This window comes from Roseateles sp. GW821-FHT03B02 (genome assembly GCF_059421025.1).
Genome location: NZ_JBWKUV010000012.1, coordinates 26942 through 50553, shown reverse-complemented (window position 1 = coordinate 50553; position 23612 = coordinate 26942). Strand labels below are relative to the sequence as shown.

The following is a 23612-nucleotide window of genomic DNA, read 5'->3' as shown; positions in this document are numbered from 1 at the left end:
CCCGACGTGGCTGGCCTGACGCTGGAGAACATCTGCAAGCGCTACGGCGCGGTGCAGGTCATCGAGAACCTGTCGCTGGACGTTGCGCCCGGCGAGTTCGTCGTCTTCCTGGGGCCCTCGGGCTGCGGCAAGACCAGCCTGCTGCGCATGATCGCCGGGCTCGAAGAGGTGACGGGCGGCCGCATCCTCATCGGCGACCGCGACGTGACGACGGCCGCGCCGGGCCAGCGCAACCTGGCCATGGTGTTCCAGCACTACGCGCTCTACCCCCACATGACCGTGCGCGACAACCTCGCGTTTGGCCTGAGGAACATCGGCATCCCGGCGGACGAGATCGCCAGGCGCATCACCGAATCGGCCCGCATGCTGGAGCTGGACACGCTGCTGGACCGCAAGCCCGGCCAGTTGTCCGGCGGCCAACGCCAGCGCGTGGCCATCGGCCGCGCGGTGGTGAAAGAGCCGGGCATCTTCCTGTTCGACGAGCCGCTGTCCAACCTCGACGCCGCGCTGCGCGGCCGCACGCGGCTGGAGCTGGCTCAGCTGCACCAGCGCCTGGGCGCGACGATGGTGTTCGTCACGCACGACCAGGTCGAGGCGATGACGCTGGCGACGCGCATCGTCGTCATGAAGGGCGGTGCCATCGAGCAGGTGGCCACGCCGGCCGAGCTGTACCGCCGGCCGGCCACACGGTTTGTGGCGAGCTTCATCGGCACGCCGGGCATGGGCTTCGTGCCGGTGCAGCGCGCACCGGACGAGCGGGGCCGCGTCGTCGTCACGGTGCCTGGTGGCCAGTGGGTCAGCACGCGCGTTGCCGCGGAAGACGTGCCTGCGCGAGACCTGGTGCTGGGCGTTCGACCCGAGAACCTGCGCGTGGCCGACCAGGGCCCGCTGCGCGGCCGCGTCGAACTCGTCGAGTTCCTCGGCGAGCGCACGCTGGCTCATCTGAAGCTGGAAGGCGACAGCCCGTTGATCGTCACCGTGCCGGCGGGCGTGTCGCCCAGGCTGGGCAGCTACGTCGCTGTCAGTGTGGACATGGCCGAGGCCCATCTGTTCGACGAAACCGGCCGCGCCCACCACGCCCAGGAGTCGCTCGCATGAGCGCGCGCGCCGTCGGGCTGCGCGCCTCGCGCCCGGCCTATGCCCTGTTCGTGCTGCCCTTCGTGGCGATGTACGCGCTGATGCTGCTGTGGCCGCTCGCCAAGGGCGTGTGGATCAGCTTCCACGACCACGACCTGCTGTCCGACGACAGCTTCTGGGTGGGCCTGGCCAACTACAAGGAGCTGTGGAGCGACGAGGTCTTCCAGCAGGTCGTCTGGAACACCATCCGCTTCGTCGCCATCAGCACGCCCATCTTCGTCGTGCTGTCGCTGATGCTGGCGCTGGCGCTGAACCGCCCCGGCAAGCTGGCCACCTTCCTGCGCGCCACCTTCTTCTGCGCCTCCGTCTTCTCGGTCACGCTGATCACGCTCGTGTGGAAGCTGGCGCTGATGCCCGAGCGCGGCCTCATCGCGCAGATGTTCGCCGCGCTGGGCATCCCCGAGCTGCCGCTGCTGACCAGCGATTCGCTGGCGCTGACCACCATCGCCCTCGTGACGGTGTGGTGGATCATCGGCCTGCCGATGATCCTGTTCCTGTCGGCGCTGCAGCAGATCCCCGGCGACATCTACGAGGCCGCGGCGCTGGACAACACGCCGCGCTGGCGCGTGCTGACGCACATCACGCTGCCCAGCCTCAAGCGTGCCATCGTGCTGGTGGCGTTGATCGAGGTGATCCGCCAGTTCCAGGTCTTCCCGCAGATCATGCTGATGACCAACGGCGGGCCCAACAACACCACGCGGTCCATCGTGCAGTTCACCTACGAGCAGGCCTTCATGCAGCTCTCGCTGGGCTATGCGACAGCGGCCTCGCAGATCCTGCTGGCCATCATGCTGGTGGGCGTGTCGGCTCAGCTCTGGCTGGAACGCGACAAGGGAGGCAGGCGATGAACCCGTTGCTTCGCCGCGGTTGGTTCGACCGCTTCGTCATGGCAGCCCTCACGCTGCTGGCCCTCGCCTGGATGGCCCCGCTGCTGTGGGTGCTGGCGCTGTCCTTCAAGCCCAACGAGTTCCTGCTGCGCCACACGGACGTGTTCCTCGCGCCGCCCTACACGCTGGCCAACTACCTGGACATCCTGCAGACCTCGCAGGTGTTCCGCTGGCTGGGCAACAGTGCCGCGGTCGCGCTGCTGCAGACGGTGGGCGTGCTGGTGCTGTCGTCGCTGGCGGGCTACGGCTTTGCGCGCTGCGAGTTCCCGGGCCGCCGGCTCCTGTTCGCTCTCGTCATGTTTGGCCTAGCCGTGCCGGCGCAGTCGGTCTTCATCCCGCTGCACCGGCTGTTCTCGGAGTGGAACCTGCAGAACACGATTGCCGGCCTTGCGCTGCCGGGCCTGGCCGCGCCGTTCGGCGTCTACCTGATGACGCAGTACTTCAAGGCCATCCCGGCCGAGCTGGAAGAGGCCGCGATGCTGGACAACGCGTCGCGCTTCAAGACGTTTCTCACCATCATCCTGCCGCTGACGCTGCCGGCGCAGGCCACCCTCGGCATCTTCACCTTCCTGGCCTGCTGGAACGACTACCTCTGGCCGCTGGTCATCGCCACGCAGCCGGACATGTACACGCTCACGCGCGGCCTGGCTTCCACGCAGACCAACTTCGCGCAGTCGGAAGGCCTGGGCTTCCTGATGGCACAGGCCGTGTTCGCGGGCGTGCCCGCGCTGATGCTGTATCTCTTCTTCCAACGCCACCTCGTCACCGCAGTCGCAGGGACGGGCAAGTCATGAGGCGCCTGCTGATCTGCCTTTCGGCCGCATTGCTGGCCGCCTGTGGCGCAAGCAAGGACAACGCGGGCAAGACCGAGATCACGCTGATGCGCTTCTTCGGCAGCTGCGAGTCTCAGTTCGGCCAGCTGGTGAAGGCGTCCGAAGGCGTGGGCGAGTGCGGCATCGTGACGGCGCTGGTCAACGAGTTCAACGCCACCCACCCCGGCATCGTCGTGAAGACGCAGATCGGCGAGTGGGGCCCGTACTACGACCAGCTCACCGCCCGCCTCGTGTCCAAGGACATCCCGACCGTGGCCGTGATGCACGAATCGGCGCTGGGCGACTACGTGCGCCGCAAGCTGGTGCTGCCGCTGGACGCCGACTTCGCCCGCATCGACATCCCGGTGGATGACTTCACCGAGCATGCGCGCAAGGGCACCTCGTTCAACGGCCAGACCTACGCGCTGCCTTTCGACACCTGGGCCTGGCTGTGGCACATCAACACGCGGCTGATGAAGCAGGCCGGGCTGACCAGCGCGAACGGCGAGCCAGTGCTGCCACGCTCGCCCGACGAGCTGCTGGCGCAAGCGCGCCGGTTCAAGCAGAAGACCGGCAAGCCCTACTTCGCCTGGGCCGTGGCCAACGAGACGGCGGCCAACGACCGCACCTTCCAGACCCTGGTGGCCCAGCAGGGGGCCGCCCTGTTCGCGGCCGATGGCAAAAGCATCCACATGCAGCAGCCTGCCGTCGCCAAGGCGCTGGCGCTGATGCAGACGCTCTACCAGGAAGGCCATGTGCGGCCCAACCTCGACTACGCCGCCGCCAACCAGGCCTTCCTGAACGGCGAGGCGGGCGTCGTCGTCGTCGGCACCTGGACCATCGACCAGTTCCTGCGTGAATCGAAGAAGCCCGACTCGCCGCTGCAGGGCGGCTATGCGGTGCGGCCGTTCGCACAGCTGTTTGAGAGGCCGGCCGTGTTCGCCGACGGCCACTCGTGGGCGCTGTTCAAGGGCGGCACCACCGACGCCAAGGGCCACGAGGCGGCGCTGACCTTCCTGAAGTTCGTCTGGGACCGCACGGCCGAGTGGTCGCGCACGGGCCACCTGCCGGTCAGCAAGACCGTCGCGCAGAGCCAGGCTTTCCGCGCGCTGCCGCAGCGCGAGTCGCTGGCCGAGATCACGCACACCGGCGCCTCCATGCCGGGCAACGTGCCCACGCAACGCAACATCGAACTGCTGATCGGCGAGGACGTGGCCAACCTGTTGCTGTCGGGCAAGCCCGTGGCCGAGGTGCAGGCCAGCGTCGAGAAGCGCGTCAACAAAGCCCTGCAGAAAGCCCGCCGCTGATGACCTTCCAAGCCTCCCTCATCGTCGACCGCGACTTCACCATCGCGCCGTTGGACCGCCGCCTCTTCGGCGTCTTCGTCGAACACCTGGGCCGCTGCGTCTACAACGGTATCCACGAGCCCGGCCACCCGACCGCCGACGAGCATGGCTTTCGCGGCGACGTGGCCGAGCTGACCCAGGAGCTGGGCGCCACCATCGTGCGCTACCCCGGCGGCAACTTCATGTCGGGCTACAACTGGGAAGACGGCGTCGGCCACAAGGACCAGCGCCCGCGCCGGCTGGACCTGGCCTGGTTCTCCACCGAGACCAACCAGGTCGGCACGCACGAGTTCATGGCCTGGTGCCGCAAGGTGGGCATCGAGCCCATGTTCGGCGTCAACCTCGGCACCCGCGGGCCGGACGAGGCGCGGCACTACCTCGAATACTGCAACCACCCCGGCGGCACGGCGCTGTCGGACCTGCGCCGCGAACACGGCGCCGAGGCCCCACTGGGCATCAAGTTCTGGTGCCTGGGCAACGAGATGGACGGCCCCTGGCAGATCTGCCAGAAAACGCCGGACGAGTACGGCCGCATCGCTAAGGAGACCGCCAAGCTGATGCGCTGGGTGGACCCGACGATCGAGCTGGCCGCCTGCGGTTCGTCGGCCTACGACATGCCGACCTATGGCGTGTGGGAAGACCGCGTGCTGGAGCACTGCTTCGAGTTCGTGGACTACCTGTCGCTGCACAGCTACTTCGTGAAGCCGCCGGCGGACACCAGCACCGAGAGCTTCTTCGCGCAGATCGAGACGAACGCGCGCTACATCGAGGACACGGTGGCGATTGCCGACGCGGTGGCCACGCGCAAGCGGTCGAGCAAGCGGCTGATGCTCAGCTTCGATGAGTGGAACGTCTGGTACCGCGCCCGCCACGGCGAGCACCTGAAGCAGGCCGGCTGGCCCGAGGCGCCGCGGCTGCTGGAAGAGGTCTACACGGCCGAGGACGCGCTGCTCATCGGCGGCATGCTGACGATGATGATGAACCATGCCGACCGGCTTAAGGTCGCCTGCATGGCGCAGCTGTGCAACGTCATCGCGCCCATCATGACCGAGCCCGGTGGCCCGGCCTGGCGGCAGACCATTTTTCACCCGTTCGCGCAGGCGGCGCGCTGGGCGCATGGCGAGGTGCTGCGCTCGGTGGTGAAGTCGCCGGGCTTTGCCAACGCCCGGCACGGTGAGCTGCCTTATCTGTGCGCCAGCGTCGTGGACGACCCGGCGACCGGCCAGACGGCCGTGTTCCTGCTGAACCGCAGCCTCACCGACGAGATGGACCTCTCCGTCACGCTGCGCGGCCTCGGACACGAACGCCGCCTCGTCAGCGCCGAGCAGCTCTTCAGCGCCGACCTGAATGCCACCAACACCGCCGACGCGCCCGACCGCGTCGCGCCGCACCCTCTCGACGACATCGCCATTGCCGGCGAGCAGCTGCGCGTGAAGCTCAAGCCCGCCTCGTGGAACGTCATCGTCACGAAAGCACAGCGCGCATGACCGCCTGGAACAACCCCCTCATCGAACAACGCGCCGACCCGCAGATCACGCTCGCCGACGGCCGCTACTGGTTCACCGCCTCGGTGCCGCGCTACGACGTCATCGAGATCCGCAGCGCCGACAGCATCGCCGGCCTGGCGACGGCCACGCCCAGGACCATCTGGCACAGGCACGACAGCGGACCGATGAGCTTCCACGTGTGGGCACCCGAGCTGCACCGCATTGATGGCCGCTGGTACGTGTACTTCGCAGCCAGTGAGCGCGGCGACATCTGGAAGCTGCGCATGTATGTGCTGGAGTGCTTGGGGCAAGACCCGCTGCGCGACGCGTGGGTGGAGCGCGGCCAGATCACCACGCCCGAAGAAGGCTTCTCGCTGGACGCCACGCCCTTCGAGCACGGCGGCCGCCGCTTCCTGTGCTGGGCGCAGAAGAGCCCGCCGACGGAGAGCAACCTGTACATCGCCGAACTGGCGAACCCTTGGACGCTGAAGACCGAGCCGGTCGTCATCACGCGGCCCGAATGGGCCTGGGAGCGTGTCGGCTTCTGCGTCAACGAGGGCCCCGCCGTGCTGAAGCGCCACGGCCGCGTCTTCATCGCGTACTCGGCCGCCGCGACCGACGCGAACTACTGCATGGGCCTGCTTTGGGCCGACGAGAACGCCGACCTGCTGAGCCGGTTGAGCTGGCACAAGTCGCCCGTGCCGGTGTTCAAGACGGACGAGTCGGTCGGCCAGTTCGGCCCCGGCCACAACAGCTTCACGACGACGCCCGACGGCAGGACCGACCTGCTGGTCTATCACGCGCGCAACTACCGCGACATCGTCGGCGACCCGTTGAACGACCCCAACCGCCACACCCGCGTGCAGGCCTTCGGCTGGCGCGACGACGGCTTCCCCGACTTCGGCGCACCGGTCGCCGACGGCCCTTATTCCATCTAAGCCATGCGCCTCGTTGCTTCGCTCCTGATTGCGTTTCCCGCTCTGGCTCAGGCCCTGAGCAGCCCCGACGGCCAGCTGCAGGTCGATGTGTCCGTCAATGCCCAGCAGCAGCTGGTCTACACGGTGCAGCGTGCCGGCCAGCCCGTGCTGCTGGCCTCGCGGCTGGGCCTGGTGCTGGAGCAGGGCGACTTCGCCCATGGCTTGAAGCTGCTGTCCAGCTCGCCCGTGAAGGCGCACCGCGAGCAGTACCTGCTTGCGGCCGGCAAGAAGAGCAGCATCGAGGTCCGCGCGAACGAGCAGCGCTTCACCGTCGCCAACGCGGCCGGCCAGAAGTTCACCGTCACGCTGCGCGCCTCCAACGACGGCCTGGCGCTGCGCTACACGGTCGACGGCGCGGGCCGGAAGACCTTCAAGGACGAGCTGACCAGCTTCGCCTTCCCTCTTGAGGCCCGCGCCTGGCTGCAGCCCATGTCCGTCGCCAGGACGGGCTGGAAACGCACCAACCCGTCCTACGAAGAGCACTACCTGACCGACATGCCCGTCGGCACCGCAGCGCCGTCGCACGCGGGCTGGGTGTTCCCGGCGCTGTTCCGCTCGGGTGCCAACTGGGTGGCATTGACCGAGGCCGGCATGGACGGGCGCTTCCACGCATCGCGGCTCGCGAGCGACTCGACGGGCGGCACCTACCGCATCGGGCTGCCCGAGCCGAGCGAGGTGTTCACGGGCGGCCACCTGCTTGCGGACGTGGACGGCCCGCTCTCGACGCCCTGGCGCGTGCTGGCCATCGGCCCGCTGAAGACGGTCATGGAGTCGACCCTCGGCACCGACCTGGCCGCCTCGGCCATCACCTTCGACAAGGCCAAGCTCAAGCCCGGCCCCGCTTCGTGGAGCTGGGCGCTGCTGAAGGACGACGGCACCGTGTTCGAGGTGCAAAAGCACTTCATCGACCACGCCGCCGACATGCACTGGCCTTACACGCTGGTGGACGCCGACTGGGACCGCAAGATCGGCGACGCCAGGATGAAGGAACTCGCCGACTACGCCAAGACCAAGGGCGTGGGCCTGCTCGCCTGGTACAACTCCTCCGGCGCCTGGAACGACACCGAGTACAGCCCCAAGAGCGCGCTGCTGACGAAGGCTGACCGCGCCAGGGAATTCGCCCGCATGAAGGCCATCGGCGTGAAGGGCCTGAAGGTGGACTTCTTCGGCGGCGACGGCGCCTCCATGCAGGCCTACTACGTGGACCTGCTGAAAGAGACGGCCGCCGCCGGCCTGCTGCTGAACTTCCACGGCGCCACGCTGCCGCGCGGCTGGAGCCGCACCTTCCCCAATCTGCTGACCACCGAGGCCGTGAAGGGCTTCGAGTTCGCCACCTTCACGCAGGAAGACCAGGACAAGGTCGTGCGCCACGCGGCGATGCTGCCGTTCGCGCGCAACCTGTTCGACCCCATGGACTTCACGCCCATGGTGTTCGGCGACATTCCCAACATCAAGCGCGCCACGCGCAACGGCTTCGAGCTGGCCGAGAGCGTGCTGTTCCTGTCGGGCATCCAGCACTACGCCGAGACGCCCGAGGGCATGGCCACCGTGCCTGCCTACGTGAAGGGCTTCCTGCGCGAGCTGCCGCGGCACTGGGACGAGGTTCGTTTCCTCGACGGCGAGCCCGGCAAGTTCGTCGTGCTGGCCCGCCGCGCCGGCAGGCAGTGGTTCGTCGCCGGCATCAATGCCGACGACACGCCGCGAGAGGTGGCGCTGGACCTCGCCTGGCTGGGCCAGCGCGAAGGCCAGCTCATCACCGATGGCGCCGGCCCGCGCGAGTTCGCCGAGGGCAAGCTCGCAGCGCCAGCCACCAAGCTGACGCTGGCCCCTCACGGCGGCTTCGTCGCGCGCTTTCGATAATGCGGTCTTTGTTCGCCAGCCTGCCGCCGATGAAAACCAGAGCGGACCATTCCACCTACAGCGCCCCGGCCGAGGGCAAGAGCCAGCACGGCCGCATCGTCAGCGAGCTGGGGCTGGCCATCGTCGGCGGCGAGCTGCAGCCCGGCGACAAGCTGCCGCCCGAGGCCCAGCTGCTGGAGCGCTACGAGATCAGCCGCCCCGTGCTGCGCGAGGCCGTGCGCGTGCTCGTGGCCAAGGGCCTCGTCGTGTCGCGCCAGCGCGCCGGCGCCATCGTGCGCCCGCGCAACGAGTGGCACATGCTGGACCCCGACGTGCTGTACTGGCTCATCCAGGCCCAGCCCCAGCGCGACTTCGTGGGGACGCTGCTGGAAGTGCGCCGCATCTTCGAGCCCGCCGCCGCCGCGCTGGCCGCCAAGGCGGCCACCGACGAGCAGCTGGCCGACATCGCCACCGCCTACGACGGCATGGCCGCTGCCCGGACGACCGAGGAGCTGCTGGAACCCGACCTCGCCTTCCACCGCCGCATTGCCGAGGCCACGGGCAACGACCTGCTGGCCTACATCGGCAACATGCTGTCGCTGGCGCTGCGCGAGTCCATCATCCTGAGCAGCCAGCTGCCCAACACGCATGAGCTCTCGCTGCCGCGCCACAAGGCCATCCTGACCGCCCTGCAGGCCCGCGACCCGCTCGGCGCGCGGCAGGCGACGCTGGTGCAGCTGGAAGAGACCGGCGACGACATCGACACCGTGCTGGCGGCCGATGGCCGCGTCAACCTGGCTTGACCATGGCACGCGACGACGACGATGACACCGGCGGCCTGACCGACGCCAGCCCCAACCCGAACTGGTTCCTGCGCGCGCGGCTGAAGACGCGCCAGCTGCTGCTGCTGATCGCGCTGGACGACGAGCGCAACATCCACCGCGCCGCCGAAGTGCTCTGCATGACACAGCCGGCGGCCTCCAAGCAGCTCAAGGACCTGGAGGACATGCTGGACGTGAAGCTCTTCGACCGCCACCCGCGCGGCATGGAGCCCACGCTGTACGGCGAGACCATGATCCGCCACGCGCGCATGGCGCTGACGTCGCTGTCGGCCGCGCACGACGACATCGTGGCGCTGAAGAACGGGCTGAGCGGCCAGGTGGAGGTGGGCGTCATCATGACCCCCGCCATGGGCCTGCTGCCGCGCGCCATTTCTCGGATCAAGCTGCAGGCGCCAAAGCTGCGCATCGGCGTGCAGATGGAGAGCAGCAAGGTGCTGCTGGACATGCTGCAACGGGGCAAGCTGGACTTCATGATCGGCCGCATCGTCGAGGAGGAAGGCGCCACGGGCCTGCACTACGAGGAGCTGACGGTGGAGCCCGCCTGCGCGGTGGCGCGCGTGGGGCATCCACTGCTGAGGGAAGAAAACCTGAAGTTGGCCGACCTGGCGAATCAGCCGTGGATCCTGCCGCCGCCGGGGAGCGTGCTGCGGCATCGGTGGGAGGTGATGTTCCGCCGCGCTGCGCTGGAGCCGCCAGGGAATGTGGTGGACACGACGGCGTTGCTGCTCATCACGGCCTTGCTGCAGCAGACGGATTCGCTGCATGTGATGCCGGTGGAGGTGGCGCGGTATTACGCGTCGCTGAAGGTGCTGTCGATCTTGCCGATCGAGTTGCCGTGTCACATGGATGCGTTCGGGATCATCACGCGGGAAGGGCATCTGATGTCGCCAGGGGCTCGGCAGCTGCTGCACGAGGTGCGGTTGGCTGCCCGAGATCTGTATTGAAGTTGTGGGTTGCTTTTGCGGGGGCGTGCGCGTGCTCGCTGCGTTGCCGGGAGTCCCGCCCGGCGGCGGGGTAACTTTCTTCTGCGGGGCCAGAAGAAAGTCACCAAATAAGAGGCCCTGAACCGCACACCATCACGACGCTCGCATCGAGCGGCGCGCGAAAACATCCAGCGGTATGGTGGGCAGACGCGAACCGCTGCGCTCTCGCGTCTGACTTGTCACGAGCCCGCCTTATCGCACCGGCACCCCGTCCGACGCGCGGCTGCACGCCGTGCTCATCAAAACAGCCCAATGCAGCGCCGCTCGGGCGGCGCGGTGGGGATGCTGCGGTGACGCTTTCGTATCCCATGGGATACATTTACGTATGCGAGTCCAGATCACCGAGGTCTATCGCGATTGGATCAACGGGCTGAAGGACCGTGTCGGCCGCGCGAGGATTCAGGTGCGGGTGGATCGGCTGGCGCACGGCAACCCGGGCCAACACCGGCATCTGGGCGAAGGAGTCTCCGAGCTGAAGATCGATTTCGGGCCGGGCTACCGCGTCTACTACACAGAACGAAATGGCGAGCTGATCGTGTTGCTGGCCGGCGGCGACAAGTCGACCCAGCAGCAGGACATCTAGGCTGCCCTCGCGCTGGCACGCAACCTCTAGGAGTACGACATGGCCCCGACAGCAACGAAAACCAAGACCGTGGCTTACGACCTGGCGGAGCAGCTGCGCACGCCCGAGGAAATGGCGGCTTACCTGGACGCCTGGCTGACCGAAGCGCCGGACGACGCCGCCGGCATTGCCCGTGCTTTGGGCGACATCGCCCGCGCCAAAGGCATGACCCAGGTCGCCCGCGACGCCGGCCTCAGCCGCGAGAGCCTCTACAAGGCACTCAGCGAAAACGGCAACCCGAGCTTCGCCACCGTCCTGAAAGTTGCCCGCGCGCTGGGCGTTCGCCTGCACGCCGAAGCGGCGTAGGCCACACGATTCAGTCGTCCGCGTCGTTCTCGCCAAACGTCGCCTGAAACGCCTCGGCGAACTCCGCCGACGCACTGAACGTCAGCGTCACCGTCACCCAGCCGCCCGCCTCGTGCTGCACCAGCAGCTCGTGGTCCCAGGCGTTGCCATCCTCCACCGGCCCCTGCCGGCCACCGAACTCGGCCTGCGCCCAGGCGAGCACCTGCTCTACCTCTTTCATCACAGCCGCATGCTCGGCCTCGTGCGTCGAGGCCATCGCTTCCAAAGTGAGGATGTCGTCAGAGCCGTCGGTGAGGTCGAAGGTGAGGTAACGCATGGCAGAAGTGTCGGAGCAAATGCGTTCCGTGCGGCGGTTGCACGGCGGGCGGCCAGAGTCCGCCGGTGCTGTCCGGCTCCTGTCGAATACTCTCTTCGGTTGGACGGTCGACTGGTGGGAGATATCGCGGAGGCCATGGCGTTAGAACACTTTGCGCTTGGTCTGCCCAGCAAGCGCACAAAGGGAGTCGATGCGTTGACCGCCTCTGGTGACTCAGTGCAAATCAAGGCCACTGGCCTGGCGAATGCTGGGCCAGCGTTCACACCTGGGACAGGAGTCGCTCGCTATTTGCTGTTCTTCGTGTTCGACTTCGCAGCCGGCTCCGCAACCGTGATTTACAACGGATTAGAGGCGCCAATTCGTGATCGGCTGCTTCCAAGAGCATGGACTGGCACCAAGGTTGTCAATTTGCCAGCGCTGAGATTGCTTGCTCAAGAACTCGGAGAAGCCCATGCGCTACCTCTGCTGCACCAGGTGAGTAGCTAACAGTGAACCCCAACGATTCCTCAACGCAACGGCAGGCTATGCGAACGCTGCGTGCGTCGCCCGAGCGACGCTGAGCGTGCAGCCGGCGTTAACCGGCGTGAAGGGGCGATGGATGGTACTCGTCACAGGGACAGTAGCGAGAGCGCAGCGGGTCGCGTCTGGGCGCAAAACCAACGGACGTTTTCGCGCGCTGCTCATGGCGGCGTCACGCTCGTGTGTGGTTCAGGGCCTCTTCTTTGGTGACTTTCTTCTGGCCCCGCGGAAGAAAGTTACCCCGCTGCCGGCCGGGACTCCCGGCACTGCAACGGGCAAACGCTCTCTACCCGAAAGCAACCCAACAAAACCTCACTGCTTGCAAGCCGCCGAAGGATTCGCCTTCGGCCCCGTCTTCGTCTGATGGATGAACGGAATCGTCCCATCCGCCCGGTACGCAAACTCCTCCACCGCCACCGACCGCCGGTACTCCCCGCCCCCCGGCAACTCAGCGTTGTGATACGCCACATAGCTGCGCCCGTTGAAGTCGAAGAAGGCCTGATGAATCGTCTTCGTCTTCACATTCCGCTCCATGACAACGCCCTGCGGCGTCCACGGCCCGGTGGGTGACGGCCCGGTCATGTAGGCCGTCTCTTCGGGGAAATGCTGCGAGTAGCTCAGGTAGTAGGTGCCGCCATGCTTGTGCAGGTAAGAAGCTTCCACGAAGTTCGCCACCGGCACCACCGAAATCGGCCCATCCAGCTCCGTCATGTTGGCCTTGAGCCTGGCCACCTTCAGCACCGTGTTGCCCCAGTAAAGGTAGGCCTGGCCGTCGTCGTCCACGAACACGGCGGGGTCGATGTCGTCCCAGGCGATGTCGGTCTGGGTCGTCATGTCGTTGGTGATGAGCGCCGAGCCGCGCGCATCCTTGAACGGGCCGGTGGGCGAGTCGGACACCGCCACGCCGACGGCGAAGCCCGGTACCGTTGCATGCTCCACCGTCGAGTAGAACCAGTATTTGCCGTGGCGCTTGACGATGTCCGACGCCCAGGCGCGGCCCTTGGCCCAGGCGAAGTCGCGGGCCTTGATGGGCACGCCCTCGTCCTTCCAGTTCACCATGTCGCAGGTGGAGAACACGCGCCACTCGTGCATGACGTAGTCCTTGCCTTCGGGCGGCGCCTCGTCGCGGCCGGTGAAGAGGTAGACGCGACCCGCATCCACCAGCACGGCCGGGTCGGCGGTGTAGAGCGGGGCGAACAGCGGGTTGGTGGCGGCGTGGGCCAAGCCGGCGCCGGCGACCAGCGCGGCGGCAAGAAGGTGCTTCAACATCAGGCTTGAGCCTTCTTCAGAGAGAGCAGCCGCTGCACGGCGCAGAACACGAACAACAGCGCGCCGATGACGATCTTGGTCCACCAGGAGCTGAGCGTGCCGTCGAAGGCGATCAGCGTCTGGATCAGGCCCAGCACCAGCACACCGGATAGCGCGCCGGCCACGTAGCCATAACCACCCGTCAGCACGGTGCCGCCGATGACCACCGCAGCGATGGCGTCCAGCTCCACGCCCTGCGCATGCTGGCCATAGCCGCTGAGCATGTAGAACGCGAACAGCAGGCCGGCCAGCGACGCGCAGAAGCCGCTCAAGCCGTAGACGGCGATCTTGGTGCGGCCCACGGCCAGGCCCATCATCAGCGCCGAGGTCTCGTTGCCCCCCAGCGAGTAAACGGTGCGGCCGAAGGCGGTGCAGTGCGCCACCCACAGGCCGGCAGCCAGCACCACGAGCGCGATGACCGCACCGGGCGACAGGAAGGCGCCACCAAAGAGCGGGATCTGTGTCTGCGACAGCGTGACGAACAGCGGCGCGTCGATGGTGATGCTGTCCACGCTGATGAGGAAGCACAGGCCGCGCGCCAGGAACATGCCGGCCAGCGTGACGATGAAGGCCTGCAGCTTGAAGACGTGGATGACCACCCCCTGCAGCGCACCGAACGCCGCGCCGCCCAGCAGCACGACGACGATGACCAGCTCCGCCGGCCAGTGCGCCACCTGCAGCAGCCAGGCAGCGACCATGGTGGTGAGCGCGAGCACGGAGCCCACCGACAGGTCGATGCCGCCGGACAGGATCACGAAGCTCATGCCCACCGCGATGACGAGCAGGAAGGCGTTGTCGATGAGCAGATTCAGCACCACCTGCGTGGAGCCGAAGCCGGTGTAGCTGCTGGCGCCGGCGATGAACAGCAGCGCCATCAGCACGACGCTGACCCAGGCGGTGAAGGAGGGAGCGGCCATCGCCGCGCGGAGGACCTTCATGTCTTCCTCCAGGTGGACCAGGCCGAGGACTGCGAGATGCAGACCGCGAACACGACGACGGCCTTGACGACCATGGTCACCTGCGGCGGCACGCCCAGGGCGTAGATCGTGGACGTCAGCGTCTGGATGATCAGCGCGCCGACGAGGCTGCCGGCCAGGCTGAACTTGCCACCGCTGAGCTGACCGCCGCCCAGCGTGACGGCCAGGATGGCGTCCAGCTCCAGCAGCAGGCCGGCGTTGTTGGCGTCGGCGCTCTTGATGTTGGACGAGATCATCAGCCCCGCCAGCCCGGCGCCGAGGCTGCAGTAGACGTAGACGAAGAAGACTATTGCCGCAGTGCGCACGCCCGCCAGGCGCGCGGCGACGGGGTTGATGCCGACGGTCTGGATGAACAGGCCCAGTGCGGTGCGCTTCATCAGCAGGCCGGTGAGGCCGGCCACGGTGGCGACGACGAACAGCGACACCGGCAGACCCAGCAGGTAGCCACCGCCCAACCAGAAGAAGCTGGCGGGCTCGTAGACGGTGAGGATCTGGCCGTCGGTGAACAGCTGCGCGAGGCCGCGGCCGGCCACCATCAGGATCAGCGTCGCGATGATGGGCTGCAGGCCCAGCGCCGACACCAGCAGGCCGTTCCACAGACCGCACAGCAGCGCGGCGCCCAGGGCCGCGGCGAAGGCGACGACCACGCCGTGCGTGCCGACCAGCAGGCAGCCCACGGTGCCGGCGATGGCGACGACGGCGCCCACCGACACGTCGATGCCCCGCGTAGCGATGACCAGCGTCATGCCCAGGGCCGCCAGCATTAGCGGGGCGGCGCGGTGCAGGATGTCGACCAGGCTGCCGTAGAGGTGGCCGTCCTTGATCTCCAGGTGCAGGAAGCCGGGCACGAAGGCGGCCGCGACGGCCAGAAGCAGCGCGAGCGCGGCGACGGGCCGCGCGAGCGGATGCTTGCAGACCCTCGATGCGGCTGAGGGGGTGCTTGGCGTTGACATGGCGAGATGCGGGGCGTTCATGCGGAGACCGGCTCCGCGGCGATCACTTCGAGCACGCTACGCTCGTCCAGCTCGCCGCGGCGGTAGACGCCGGCGGCGCGGCGGTCGCGCAGCACGAGGACACGGTCGCTGCAGTGCAGGACCTCGGGCAGTTCGGACGAGATGAAGAGGATGGACATGCCCGTGCCGTCCTCCCTGTGCGCCAGCGCGCGCACGGCGTCCATCAGGTCTTCCTTGGCGCGCACGTCGATGCCGCGCGTGGGCTCGTCGAGGATGAGAACGACCGGCTCGGTGGCCAGCCAGCGGGCCAGCAAGGCCTTCTGCTGGTTGCCGCCGCTGAGCTGGGCTATGGGCGTGTCGGCGCTCGCCGTCTTGATGCCCAGCCGCTGGATGTAGTCGTCGGCCAGCGCCTGCTGCTGCTCCAAGCTCATGCACAGCCGCAGGCCGGTGCGGGCCTGCAGCGCCAGCAGGATGTTGTCGCGCACGGAGAGGTCCAGGATGGCACCCTCGTGCTTGCGGTCCTCGGAGCAGAAGGCGATGCCCGCGGCGATGGCCTGGCGCGGTGAGTGCCAGCGGCCGGTGTGCGCTTCGGTCTGCACCTGGCCGCCGTCGGCCGTGTCGGCGCCGAACAGCAGGCGCGCAGCCTCGGTGCGGCCGGAGCCCAGCAGGCCGGCCAGGCCCAGCACCTCGCCGCGCCTGAGTTCCAGGTCCAGCGGGTGCAACGCGCCGCGGCGGGTCAGGCCCTCGGCCTTCAGCACGGCGGCGCCGGTCTTGGGGGCGCGGCTGTCCAGGCGGGTGGGCTGCTGGTCGGGCGGTGCGCCCACCATCTTGTTGACCAGGGCCAGGCGGCTCAGGTCCTTGGCCAGGTATTCGCCCTCGGTCTCGCCGTTGCGCATGACGGTGATGCGGTCGGACAGCGCGTAGGTCTGGTCGAGGAAATGGGTGACGAAGAGGATGGCCAGGCCCTGGTCACGCAGGCGGCGCAGCACGGTGAACAGGCGCTGCACGGCGGCATCGTCCAGACTGGACGTGGGCTCGTCGAGGATGAGCACGCGCGCCGAGATGCGCAGCGCGCGAGCGATGGCCACCATCTGCTGCACGGACAGCGAGTAGCGCGACAGCGGCGCGGTGACGTCGATGTCCAGGTCCATCTGCGCGAGGACGCGCTTCGCTTCGGCATTCACCGCCGCCCAGTCGATGCGGCCCCCACCCAGCCATGATTTGCGGGGGAAGCGCCCGGCGCAGATGTTCTCTGCGACGCTGAGGTTGGTGCAGAGGTTGACCTCTTGATAGACCGTGCGGATGCCGTGGGCCTGCGCGTCTTCGGTGCGCTTCGGCTGGATGGGCTTGCCGTCCAGCGTGATGGTGCCGGCGTCGGGCTGGTACAGCCCCGTCAGCACCTTGATCAGCGTGGACTTTCCGGCGCCGTTCTGGCCCATCAGCGCATGCACCTCGCCCGGGAAAAGGCGCAGGCTGACGTCGCTCAGCGCCTTGACGCCGGGGAAGCCTTTGTGGATGCCAGACAGCGCCAGCACTGGCACGGATTGATTGACGTTCATGGCTCTCGACTCATGCCTCGGCGCTTGCAGGCGCCGAGTCCTTCACCGGGCGTCGGACAGGACGCAGGTCCTGTCCTCGGTCCTGCCTCAGTACTTCCGGTTCGGCAGTTCCTTCGCCGCCACTTCGGCCGGGAACACACCCTCGTTGACGGTGATGCGCTTCTCGACCGGCTTCTTGGCGACGATGTCCTTGGCCAGCTGCATCAGCTGCGGGCCCAGCAGCGGGTTGCATTCGACCGTCACGTTCAGCTTGCCCGCCTTCATGGCCTCGAAGGCGCCACGCACGCCGTCGATGGAGATGATGACGATGTCCACCCCCGGCTTCAGGCCGGCTTCCTCGATGGCCTGGATGGCGCCGATGGCCATGTCGTCGTTGTGCGCGTAGAGCACGTCGATCTTCTTGTCGCGCTGCTTCAGGAAGGACTCCATCACCTCCTTGCCCTTGGCGCGCGTGAACTCGCCGGACTGCGAGCGGATGATCTGCAGCTTGGGGTTGATCTTGATGACTTCCTCGAAGCCCTTCTTGCGATCGATGGCCGGGGCCGAGCCTACGGTGCCCTGCAGCTCGACGATGTTGAGCGCCGCATTGGGCGTCTTGGCGGCACGCTCCAGCAGCCACTTGGCGGCCTTGCGGCCCTCCTCGACGAAGTCGGAACCGATGAAGGTCACGTACAGCGAGGGGTCGGCCACCTTGACGGCGCGGTCGGTCAGGATGACGGGGATGCCGGCGGCCTTGGCCTCCTTCAGCACGGTGTCCCAGCCGCTCTCGACGACCGGCGAGAAGGCGATGACATCGACCTTCTGCGCGATGTAGCTGCGGATGGCCTTGACCTGGTTCTCCTGCTTCTGCTGCGCGTCGGCGAACTTCAGCGTGATGCCGGCCTCCTTGGCCGCGGCCTTGATGGAGGCCGAGTTGGCCGTGCGCCATTCGCTCTCGGCACCGACCTGGGAGAAGCCCAGGGTCAGCGGGGCGGCCAGCGCAGCGAAGGCGGGCAGGGCCAGCGCGGCGGCGAGCAGCGTGCGGCGGGCGATGAGTTTCATCATGGCTTGTCTCCTGGTGGTGAATGTGTTGTCTAACGCAGCAGCCGCAGGCCGTAAAGCCCGCCGGCGATGGAACCGGGTTGGGCCACGAACTTCACGGTGAGTTTGCCGCCGGCGGCACGCACCAACTCGGCGGGCAGTGGGAAGTCTCGGGTGTAGATCTCGTCCGGGCCGTCGGGTCCGGCCAGCTCGATTTCGGCCAGGGGCTGGCCGTTGACGGTGAGGTCGAAGCGGCGGCCGGCGTCGCTCTTGGCGAAGCTCAGGCGCAGCGTCCTGGCCTGGCCGTCGCGGTCGTTCAGGTCGTAGCTGAACCACTGCCTGGCATGCCGCCAGCGCCCGGCCGGCGCGATGCCGTTCTCGGCGCCCTCGCCCTTGAAGCCGTGGTCGCTCTCGGGCTGCTGCTCGCCGGGGGCGACCTGGTCGATGGTCTGCGCGTCCAGCGCCAGGCGGGCTTGCTCGGCCTGGGCCAGCTCCACGCGCAGCAGGCTTTGCTGGGCGCTCGTGCTGCGCGGCCAATAGAGCATGTAGCGCGAGTCGTGCAGGCGGAAGAAGGGGATGAGCTGCAGCCGGTCCGCATCCTTGCGACCTTGAATCAAGCCAGGTGCCGTGAAGGTCAACGGCTGGCCGGGCACGGGCTTGAAGCGGCGGATGAAGTCGGCCTGGTCGCTGACGAACACCGGCGCGGCGTCCTGCGGGCAGACGGCGCCTTGCGCGATGTGGCCCATGCGGGAGCCATCGGCCTTGAAGTTCAGCGTCTCGCCCGGCTGCGGCGTCTTGGCGGCCAGCACGATGGGGCCGTGCAGCACGGCGACGTAGTTCTTCAAGCCGGGCATGGGCTCCAGCGTTGTGCGCATGGGCAGCACGACGTCGACCCGGTCGCCCGCCTGCCAGGCGCGGCGCAGCTCGACATGCCCGCCGGGCCTGGCCATCACCTGGACGGGCTTGCCGTTGATCTTGACCTTCAGCGCACCGGGTGCCACCCAGCCGGGATAGCGGATCTTCAGCGCGAAGCCGCCCGCGTCATGCACCGTCAGCCGCGTGCGCGACTCGTCGGGGAAGCGGGTGCTCTGCGTGATGTGGATGCCGCGCTCGCGCCAGTCCAGCGCGGACGCGATGAAGAGGTTCACGTACAGCGCGTCGCCGTCGTGCGCGTAGATGAACTCGCCGTGCCGCGCGTGGCTCTCGATGCCGGAACCCACGCAGCACCACATGCCTTCGTCCACCTTGGAGTAGACGCGGTAGTGCTGCGGCCGCATGGGCGTGAAGTAGACGAAGCCGCCCTCGCCCGGGTGCTGCGACGCGAGGATGTGGTTGTAGAGCGTGCGCTCGTAGTAGTCGGCGTACTTGCCCTGCTCCGGTGACGCCTGCGCCAGGAGCGCCGTCAGCTTCAGCATGTTGTAGCTGTTGCAGGTCTCCGGGCCTTCCACCTCGTTCAGCATGGGCTTGAAGTCGGTGTCGGGGTGGAAGTGCTCCTTCACGCTGTTGCCGCCGATGGCGACGGTGCGCTGGTTCACCACCGTGCGCCAGAAGAACTCGGCGGCGTGGCGGCCTTCGTCCTCACCGGCCAACTGCGCGATGCGCGCGAAGCCGATGACCTTGGGGATCTGCGTGTTGGCGTGCAGGCCGTTGAGCTTGTCCTGCTCGTGTGCCAGCGGCTGCAGGATGGCCTGGTGGCTGAAGCGCCGCGCCAGCGCGAGGTAACGCGGGTCGCCGGTCATCTGGGCCACGTCGGCCAGCACCTCGTTCATGCCTCCGTGCTCGGCGCGCAGCATGTCCTGCATCTGTGCGTCGGTCAGCGGCGTGGTGAGGCGCAGCGCCCAATCGCTCAAGGCGATGAGCATGGCCTTGGCGTCGGCGTTGCCGGCATGCACCCAGGCGTCGCGCAGGCCGGCGAACATCTTGTGGATGTTGTACCAGGGCACCCAGCGGCCGTTGACCGAGAAGCTGTCGACCTTGAGCTGGCCGGCGCCGATCTCGGCCCAGGCCTTGGCGCCGTCGGGGATGCCGCCGAGGTAGCCGCTGCCGATCTTGTCCTGGCAGCGCTTGAGTTCGGCAATGACGTAGTCCAGGCGTTGCCTGACCTCGGCATCGCCGGTGGACGCCCACATCAGCGCCAGCGCCGACACGTAGTGCCCACCCATGTGGCCGTCCAGGCCCGAGGACTCCCAGTTGCCGTAGCTCGGTGTGGGCACGGGCAGGCCCGCCTCGCGGCGGAAGGGGGCGAGCAGGCGCTCGGGGTCCAGCGCCATCAGGTAGCGCAGATCGGTGCTTTGCGCCTCCAGGAAGGGGCCGTCGAGCAGGCGGACGTTGTTCAGCGGAAAGGCCTGCGTTGCCGCACCTGCGCCGTGGGCACACAGCACGAGGGTCAGGGCGGCAAGCAGGCGCTTCATCGTCAGCTGCTGAGGCGCACAGCCCACAGCGCAACGCCTGTCGCCGCTGCAGTGGCGGCCGTCGACGACAGCGCGCTGAAGCTCACGACGAAGGCGCTGGAGTTCGTATTCCACTGACGGGACAGTACGCCCTTGTACGTCACGCCACCGCTCACGATGGTGATCTTGTTGCTGCCGTTGTGCGTCCACGTGCCGGTCATGCCGCCCGTACCGCCCACGCTACCGTCGGTGTTGAGCGTCACGAGGATGGAGCTCTTGCTCGTGGCCGTGATGTCCTTGCCGTGGTTGACCAGCTTGTAGGTGCCGGCCGCCTGCGCGGCGGTCACGTCCGCGGTCTGCGCGGGGCTGGCCAGGCTCAGCGGCGCGTAGCGCAGCGCGGCGACGACGGGCCAGCCGTCGTCGTTGAAGTGCATCTCGTGCACGCGCACCTCGTGGGCCTCGCCGGTGCCCGGGAAGCGCGAGTGGAAGACCATGAAGTACTTGCCCGTCGCCGCGTCGTAGTAGGCCGAGTTGTGGCCCGGCGATACATAGCCCAGCGCCATGCCGGTCTCGAAGGCGGCGTTGGTGTACTGGTGGCCGCCCATCAGCTTCACGCCGTAGTCCTGGATGCTGGGGCGGTCGAAGGCCACGCTGGCGCGGACGCTGGCCATGTCCTTGCCGAAGGCGTCCAGGTACGGACCATTGGGCGCCAGCGACCGCGCCACGCGCACGTTGTAGCCGCCGTTGGCGGCCAGGCCGCCCCACGACGTGAACATGTAGTAGTACTTGGTCGTCGGGTTGTAGATGACGTAGGCGCCCTCGATCTCGGCGTGGTTGCCGCCCAGCAGGTGCGTGCCGTAGCCCTGACCGGCGAGGGGAAGGCCCGTCGTCAGGTCGAGCTGCAGGATGTAGATGCCGCCAGAGTAGGAGCCGTAGATCATCCACAGCTTGCCCGTCGCGTCCCTGAACACGGCAGGGTCGACGACGTTGGGATGCCTGGTCGCGTCGTAGACGGTGCCGTCCTCCGACATCGTCGGGCTCACCATGCCGGACTTCAGCAGGATCTGCTTGTTGGTGTATGGCCCTTCGATGCTGCTGGCCGTGGCGACGCCCAGCGCCGACAGCGGCGAGTCGCCCTTGCAGGCGCAGTAGTACATGTAGTACTTGCCGTCGTCGAGCTTGATGACGTCGGGCGCCCACAGCGTGGTGGTCTGCGCCCAGGCCAACGTGGCCGCCAGCTCGACCGTGACCTTGTTGAACAGCGGATTGGCGTCGGTGACGAGGTCGGCGAACTTGGTCCAGTTCATCAGGTCCGTCGTCTTGGCGGCGGCGAGGTGAGAACCGAAGACGTAGTAGGTGCTGCCGTCCTTGACGATGGACGGGTCATGGACCGAGGTGTTACCGAAGCTCAGCGCGGTCTGGACCGGGTTGGGGTTGGTGGGCGTCGGCTCGACGGGCGTGGTCACCGGAGGTGCTGTGGTGGTGCTGCCGCCACCCCCACCGCCGCCGCAGGCGGTCAGGGCGAGGACGGCAGAGCCCGCAAGGAAGTTGCGTCGGTTCTGGAAGGCCATGATGTGTTTGTCTCCGGGTCTGTGGTTTGGGGCCCGCGCAGCCTAGGAGGCCGGGCCGCCGCGCACCAATGACATTGCAGACACGGTCGATCCTGGTTTTGATATGCCCCGTGCTGGCCACGGAGACAGCGCAAGGCCTGGGCGAGCAGCATGGCGGGCCCAGGTGTTGCGGGTCAGGAAGTCGCCGGTCGAAGGGGCGGTCAGCCCTCGACGGCGACGACGACGATGGACTTGGCCGGCAGCTTCAGCGTGAGCTTGCCGTCGGCGGCCTGGGCCTCGAAGGGCACGGGCGTGACCTGCGGGGCCTTGCCGAGCTCGTTCTGCGCGTCCATCGCGCCAGCCGTCAGCAGTTGGCCCTTGACGGCCTTGGGCGCCGCGGCGCCGACCTGCACGGTCAGCTCGGCCGCCTGGTTCGCGTTGGAATTGACCAGGCCGATGTAGAGCTTGCCGTCCTTGCCGCGCGCGGCGGTGGCGGAGAGCGCCGGCATCTCAAACTTGTCGACCTTGTAGGCCGGGTTGTTCTCGATCCTGGCGGGCAGCGAGGTGGCGTCCTGGAAGGGCGTGTAGAGCTTGAACGCGTGGTAGGTCGGCGTCAGCACCAGCTTGTCCTTGGCTGTAAGGATCATGGCCTGCAGCACGTTCACCATCTGCGCCACGTTGGTCATCTTCACGCGGTCGGCGTGGCTGTGGAACATGTTGAAGTGCAGGGCCGCCAGCATGGCGTCGCGCAGCGTGTTGCGCTGGACCAGGAAGCCGGGGTTGCTGCCGGGCTCGGGGTCGTACCAGCTGCCCCACTCGTCGAAGTAGATCGCGAGCTTCTTCTTCGGGTCGTTCCTGTCGAGGATGACGGTGCTGCGCGTCAGCGTGTCGTCGATCTTGCTGACCTGGGACAGCAGCGAGATCCACTCGCTCTCGGGGAAGCCGGCGGCCGAGCCCTTGCCTTCCCACTTGCCGCTGGGGAAGGTGTAGGCGTGGTGGGCGATGGCGTCGAAGTTGTGGCGGATGCTCTTGCTGAGCACGTCGGTCCACGTGGTGTCGGTGTCGTTGCCGCCGCTGGCGATGAACTTGGGCCGGTTGTTCTCGGGCGTCTTCAGGAAGGTGGCGACCTGGCGGTACTGGTCGGCGTAGTACTCGGGGCGCATGTTGCCGCCGCAGCCCCAGGTCTCGTTGCCCACCGCGAAGTAGCTCACCCGGAAGGGCTTGTCGCGGCCGTTCTTGCGGCGCAGGTCGGTGAGAGTCGACTTGCCTTCACCGGTCATGTACTCCAGCCATTCGGCCATTTCCTGCGCGCTGCCGGTGCCCAGGTTGCCGTTCACATAGGCCTCGGCGCCGAGCTGTTCGACGAGGTCGAAGAACTCGTGCGTGCCGACGGCGTTGTTCTCCTGCACGCCCCCCCAGTGGGTGTTGATCTTGACCGGACGCTTGGCGCGCGGGCCGATGCCTTCACGCCAGTGGTATTCGTCGGCGAAGCAGCCGCCGGGCCAGCGCACCAGCGGCACCTTCAGGTCCTTCAGCGCCGCGACGACATCCTTGCGCCAGCCGCGCACATTGGGGATCTTGGCGTCGGGGCCGACCCACATGCCCTCGTAGATGCCGGTGCCGAGGTGCTCGGCGAACTGACCGTAGATGTTGCGGTGGATGACGGGGCCGGGCTGGTCGGCGTTGACGACCAGTTTCACCTCGGCGGCCAGCGCGCCTGCGCTGACGGCCAGCATCGCCACGAGGGCGAGCAGCTGCTTCTTCATATTGCTTGTCTCCTGG

General features: G+C 67.6%; 21 protein-coding genes. 12 read left to right on the top strand and 9 right to left on the bottom strand.

The genetic code is table 11. From position 1 onward, the window contains the following. Nucleotides 1–6: 6 nt before the first annotated feature. From AC07VX_RS25085 to AC07VX_RS25035, 11 genes are all read left to right on the top strand, one after another. A complete protein-coding gene (locus AC07VX_RS25085; RefSeq protein ID WP_493167579.1) occupies nucleotides 7–1098 on the top strand; it encodes an ABC transporter ATP-binding protein in 1092 nt (363 codons plus the stop codon). Continuing rightward, entirely contained in the window at nucleotides 1095–1985 is an 891-nt protein-coding gene (locus tag AC07VX_RS25080; protein ID WP_493167578.1) for a carbohydrate ABC transporter permease, read from the top strand. Before AC07VX_RS25085 ends, AC07VX_RS25080 begins: the two co-directional genes overlap by 4 nt. Continuing rightward, on the top strand, nucleotides 1982–2818 hold the full coding sequence (locus tag AC07VX_RS25075) for a carbohydrate ABC transporter permease (RefSeq protein ID WP_493167577.1): 837 nt from the start codon (nucleotides 1982–1984) through the stop codon (nucleotides 2816–2818). The genes AC07VX_RS25080 and AC07VX_RS25075 overlap by 4 nt, the downstream gene beginning before the upstream one ends. Beyond that, nucleotides 2815–4143: an ABC transporter substrate-binding protein gene (locus tag AC07VX_RS25070; RefSeq protein ID WP_493167576.1), complete on the top strand. Its 1329-nt coding sequence runs from the start codon at nucleotides 2815–2817 to the stop codon at nucleotides 4141–4143. Before AC07VX_RS25075 ends, AC07VX_RS25070 begins: the two co-directional genes overlap by 4 nt. Further along, a complete protein-coding gene (gene arfA, locus AC07VX_RS25065; RefSeq protein WP_493167575.1) occupies nucleotides 4143–5669 on the top strand; it encodes an arabinosylfuranosidase ArfA in 1527 nt (508 codons plus the stop codon). The genes AC07VX_RS25070 and arfA overlap by 1 nt, the downstream gene beginning before the upstream one ends. Beyond that, nucleotides 5666–6607, top strand: a complete 942-nt coding sequence (locus tag AC07VX_RS25060) for a glycoside hydrolase family 43 protein (protein WP_493167574.1) — start codon at nucleotides 5666–5668, stop codon at nucleotides 6605–6607. The genes arfA and AC07VX_RS25060 overlap by 4 nt, the downstream gene beginning before the upstream one ends. 3 nt (nucleotides 6608–6610) lie before the next feature. After that, nucleotides 6611–8506, top strand: coding sequence for a glycoside hydrolase family 97 protein (locus AC07VX_RS25055; protein WP_493167573.1), 1896 nt, complete (start codon nucleotides 6611–6613; stop codon nucleotides 8504–8506). A 29-nt stretch (nucleotides 8507–8535) separates the two neighbouring features. Further along, nucleotides 8536–9288, top strand: a complete 753-nt coding sequence (locus tag AC07VX_RS25050) for a FadR/GntR family transcriptional regulator (RefSeq protein WP_493167572.1) — start codon at nucleotides 8536–8538, stop codon at nucleotides 9286–9288. A gap of 2 nt (nucleotides 9289–9290) precedes the next feature. Further along, nucleotides 9291–10271, top strand: a complete 981-nt coding sequence (locus AC07VX_RS25045) for a LysR family transcriptional regulator (RefSeq protein WP_493167571.1) — start codon at nucleotides 9291–9293, stop codon at nucleotides 10269–10271. A 364-nt stretch (nucleotides 10272–10635) separates the two neighbouring features. Continuing rightward, nucleotides 10636–10893, top strand: coding sequence for a type II toxin-antitoxin system RelE/ParE family toxin (locus AC07VX_RS25040; RefSeq protein WP_493167570.1), 258 nt, complete (start codon nucleotides 10636–10638; stop codon nucleotides 10891–10893). Between the two features lie 39 nt (nucleotides 10894–10932). Further along, complete coding sequence (locus tag AC07VX_RS25035) at nucleotides 10933–11238, top strand: addiction module antidote protein (protein ID WP_493167569.1); 306 nt, start codon at nucleotides 10933–10935, stop codon at nucleotides 11236–11238. 10 nt (nucleotides 11239–11248) lie between these two features. Here the strand turns inward: AC07VX_RS25035 and AC07VX_RS25030 are convergent, their stop codons facing one another. Beyond that, on the bottom strand, nucleotides 11249–11554 hold the full coding sequence (locus AC07VX_RS25030) for a hypothetical protein (RefSeq protein WP_493167598.1): 306 nt from the start codon (nucleotides 11552–11554) through the stop codon (nucleotides 11249–11251). Here AC07VX_RS25030 and AC07VX_RS25025 point away from each other — a divergent pair. Next, nucleotides 11468–12040, top strand: a complete 573-nt coding sequence (locus AC07VX_RS25025; RefSeq protein WP_493167568.1) for a DUF6998 domain-containing protein — start codon at nucleotides 11468–11470, stop codon at nucleotides 12038–12040. The genes AC07VX_RS25030 and AC07VX_RS25025 overlap by 87 nt on opposite strands. A 345-nt stretch (nucleotides 12041–12385) precedes the next feature. Here the strand turns inward: AC07VX_RS25025 and AC07VX_RS25020 are convergent, their stop codons facing one another. From AC07VX_RS25020 to AC07VX_RS24985, 8 genes are all read right to left on the bottom strand, one after another. Then, nucleotides 12386–13342, bottom strand: coding sequence for a glycoside hydrolase family 43 protein (locus AC07VX_RS25020; RefSeq protein ID WP_493167567.1), 957 nt, complete (start codon nucleotides 13340–13342; stop codon nucleotides 12386–12388). Beyond that, entirely contained in the window at nucleotides 13342–14319 is a 978-nt protein-coding gene (gene yjfF / locus AC07VX_RS25015) for a galactofuranose ABC transporter, permease protein YjfF (protein WP_493167566.1), read from the bottom strand. Before yjfF ends, AC07VX_RS25020 begins: the two co-directional genes overlap by 1 nt. Continuing rightward, the gene (locus AC07VX_RS25010; protein ID WP_493167565.1) at nucleotides 14316–15311 is read right to left on the bottom strand and encodes an ABC transporter permease; all 996 of its coding nucleotides are present in this window, start codon (nucleotides 15309–15311) and stop codon (nucleotides 14316–14318) included. Before AC07VX_RS25010 ends, yjfF begins: the two co-directional genes overlap by 4 nt. Before the next feature lie 17 nt (nucleotides 15312–15328). Next, on the bottom strand, nucleotides 15329–16870 hold the full coding sequence (locus tag AC07VX_RS25005; protein WP_493167564.1) for a sugar ABC transporter ATP-binding protein: 1542 nt from the start codon (nucleotides 16868–16870) through the stop codon (nucleotides 15329–15331). 87 nt (nucleotides 16871–16957) lie between these two features. Further along, nucleotides 16958–17911, bottom strand: coding sequence for an ABC transporter substrate-binding protein (locus tag AC07VX_RS25000; protein ID WP_493167597.1), 954 nt, complete (start codon nucleotides 17909–17911; stop codon nucleotides 16958–16960). A 32-nt stretch (nucleotides 17912–17943) separates the two neighbouring features. Beyond that, entirely contained in the window at nucleotides 17944–20301 is a 2358-nt protein-coding gene (locus AC07VX_RS24995) for a beta-L-arabinofuranosidase domain-containing protein (protein WP_493167563.1), read from the bottom strand. A 2-nt stretch (nucleotides 20302–20303) separates the two neighbouring features. Beyond that, complete coding sequence (locus AC07VX_RS24990) at nucleotides 20304–21851, bottom strand: glycoside hydrolase family 43 protein (protein WP_493167562.1); 1548 nt, start codon at nucleotides 21849–21851, stop codon at nucleotides 20304–20306. Between the two features lie 200 nt (nucleotides 21852–22051). After that, nucleotides 22052–23596 carry an alpha-N-arabinofuranosidase gene (locus AC07VX_RS24985; RefSeq protein WP_493167561.1) on the bottom strand — a complete coding sequence of 515 codons (1545 nt, stop codon included), beginning with the start codon at nucleotides 23594–23596 and terminating at the stop codon, nucleotides 22052–22054. Between the last annotated feature and the right edge of the window lie 16 nt (nucleotides 23597–23612).

Bases quoted from the DNA above. Each gene is read 5' to 3' on its own strand.
- AC07VX_RS25080 (WP_493167578.1), top strand. From the start codon at position 1,095: ATGAGCGCGCGCGCCGTCGGGCTGCGCGCCTCGCGCCCGGCCTATGCC.
- AC07VX_RS25075 (WP_493167577.1), top strand. From the start codon at position 1,982: ATGAACCCGTTGCTTCGCCGCGGTTGGTTCGACCGCTTCGTCATGGCA.
- AC07VX_RS25070 (WP_493167576.1), top strand. From the start codon at position 2,815: ATGAGGCGCCTGCTGATCTGCCTTTCGGCCGCATTGCTGGCCGCCTGT.
- arfA (WP_493167575.1), top strand. From the start codon at position 4,143: ATGACCTTCCAAGCCTCCCTCATCGTCGACCGCGACTTCACCATCGCG.
- AC07VX_RS25060 (WP_493167574.1), top strand. From the start codon at position 5,666: ATGACCGCCTGGAACAACCCCCTCATCGAACAACGCGCCGACCCGCAG.
- AC07VX_RS25055 (WP_493167573.1), top strand. From the start codon at position 6,611: ATGCGCCTCGTTGCTTCGCTCCTGATTGCGTTTCCCGCTCTGGCTCAG.
- AC07VX_RS25050 (WP_493167572.1), top strand. From the start codon at position 8,536: ATGAAAACCAGAGCGGACCATTCCACCTACAGCGCCCCGGCCGAGGGC.
- AC07VX_RS25045 (WP_493167571.1), top strand. From the start codon at position 9,291: ATGGCACGCGACGACGACGATGACACCGGCGGCCTGACCGACGCCAGC.
- AC07VX_RS25040 (WP_493167570.1), top strand. From the start codon at position 10,636: ATGCGAGTCCAGATCACCGAGGTCTATCGCGATTGGATCAACGGGCTG.
- AC07VX_RS25035 (WP_493167569.1), top strand. From the start codon at position 10,933: ATGGCCCCGACAGCAACGAAAACCAAGACCGTGGCTTACGACCTGGCG.
- AC07VX_RS25025 (WP_493167568.1), top strand. From the start codon at position 11,468: ATGCTCGGCCTCGTGCGTCGAGGCCATCGCTTCCAAAGTGAGGATGTC.
- AC07VX_RS25030 (WP_493167598.1), bottom strand. From the start codon at position 11,554: ATGCGTTACCTCACCTTCGACCTCACCGACGGCTCTGACGACATCCTC.
- AC07VX_RS25020 (WP_493167567.1), bottom strand. From the start codon at position 13,342: ATGTTGAAGCACCTTCTTGCCGCCGCGCTGGTCGCCGGCGCCGGCTTG.
- yjfF (WP_493167566.1), bottom strand. From the start codon at position 14,319: ATGAAGGTCCTCCGCGCGGCGATGGCCGCTCCCTCCTTCACCGCCTGG.
- AC07VX_RS25010 (WP_493167565.1), bottom strand. From the start codon at position 15,311: ATGTCAACGCCAAGCACCCCCTCAGCCGCATCGAGGGTCTGCAAGCAT.
- AC07VX_RS25005 (WP_493167564.1), bottom strand. From the start codon at position 16,870: ATGAACGTCAATCAATCCGTGCCAGTGCTGGCGCTGTCTGGCATCCAC.
- AC07VX_RS25000 (WP_493167597.1), bottom strand. From the start codon at position 17,911: ATGAAACTCATCGCCCGCCGCACGCTGCTCGCCGCCGCGCTGGCCCTG.
- AC07VX_RS24995 (WP_493167563.1), bottom strand. From the start codon at position 20,301: ATGAAGCGCCTGCTTGCCGCCCTGACCCTCGTGCTGTGTGCCCACGGC.
- AC07VX_RS24990 (WP_493167562.1), bottom strand. From the start codon at position 21,851: ATGGCCTTCCAGAACCGACGCAACTTCCTTGCGGGCTCTGCCGTCCTC.
- AC07VX_RS24985 (WP_493167561.1), bottom strand. From the start codon at position 23,596: ATGAAGAAGCAGCTGCTCGCCCTCGTGGCGATGCTGGCCGTCAGCGCA.